Consider the following 1,198-nt stretch of genomic DNA (forward strand, 5'->3'; position numbering starts at 1 on the left):
CGCATAGTGGCCAATACCTTGCTTATTTTGATCAGTTTTGGCAGTTGTCATGATGTTGCTCCGTTAATGGTAATTGCTTTCATCTTAGCAGCTAAGCAGTTTACTAACGCTGCAACATCAAGATTTGCACATTAATACACATAGAATTTAAATTAATTAACGTTAATGCTATCATTCTGACTAATTCAACTGGTCGAAAGGAAGCAATAGTGAAAAATCTAGGACGCGCAAAAACTAAACTAATGAATGTACGACAAAGACTAATGCAGAATCACTGCTCTGCAGTAATGGAAAGAGTCGAAGTTGCTATGTTTATGGATCTTTTCGCCGAAGGCGGAATATCAAATGGCCAGATAAATATGATTATTCGTAATAAAGTCGTTGCCATAACCGCCAGAACGCATTTGCTTGATGATATACGCTTACTCATGTTGGGCGATACTCTACCCAAAATCGCCAATGCGATAAGCGATCCCACTGGATTCGCTGCTGAGGGTGGCGGCAAGATTCTGGAGAACGCTGGGAGGTCGACTCAAAAGCTTGGTCGTATTAGTCAGCACTACTCAACATATTTATCCTTAAAAACCATGACTGATGTTGCCGGTGTTATAGATCAGTTCATGATGGAAAGTGTTAGTTTTGACTTGTGGCGCAATGCTTTGGAAGCCAAAATGGTGGCCAGACTTAAAAAGGTAGGTAGTTTATGAAGATATTCTTTCTTCTAGCAACAATGCTTTGCAGCTTGGCTGTTACAGCCTTTGATATCACTGAAAGTAAATTCACCGCGCCCGATCCCGTTTCATTGTGCAAGAGTAGCGAAACAATGTTTGGCGGTGCATCCGTTATCTATACCGACTGTGATAAAAACATCGATAGCATTGTCGCCAGCAAGATCGAAAGTGGCCGTAGCTTCGCTGATTTGCAGCAGTTTGTTAAGCAGTATCAACCAGATGGGAGTTTTACCGATTACGATATTTCCGACGCCCTGTTCGACGGCACTGTCGTCGCAATAACACCATTCGACACTAATATGCGAGTTGCCAGTAACGGCAAAGCACTGCAGTTTTGCATGGCAGATCGTACAGTTTATTTAGTCAGACATAACAGCAGTTGGACCTCTATTACCATATTGCCGAAATAGTAACGGTGCTTTATGTCTTTATTTCTGTACCGGCACAGCTTCCAGTAACTTTATGAT

At 41.9% G+C, this 1,198-nt stretch carries 2 protein-coding genes; both read left to right on the plus strand.

Annotation, left to right across the window (positions count from 1 at the left end; genetic code table 11):
* Nucleotides 1-209 precede the first annotated feature (209 nt).
* Nucleotides 210-707 carry a hypothetical protein gene (locus tag WG68_RS18930; RefSeq protein WP_046559279.1) on the plus strand — a complete coding sequence of 166 codons (498 nt, stop codon included), beginning with the start codon at nucleotides 210-212 and terminating at the stop codon, nucleotides 705-707.
* Nucleotides 704-1,141 (plus strand): hypothetical protein, encoded by a 438-nt coding sequence (locus WG68_RS18935; RefSeq protein WP_152663160.1) that lies wholly within the window; start codon nucleotides 704-706, stop codon nucleotides 1,139-1,141. Before WG68_RS18930 ends, WG68_RS18935 begins: the two co-directional genes overlap by 4 nt.
* Nucleotides 1,142-1,198 lie beyond the last annotated feature (57 nt).

The sequence above is a fragment of the Arsukibacterium ikkense genome, from assembly GCF_000987775.1.
Lineage (GTDB): Bacteria > Pseudomonadota > Gammaproteobacteria > Enterobacterales > Alteromonadaceae > Alishewanella > Alishewanella ikkense.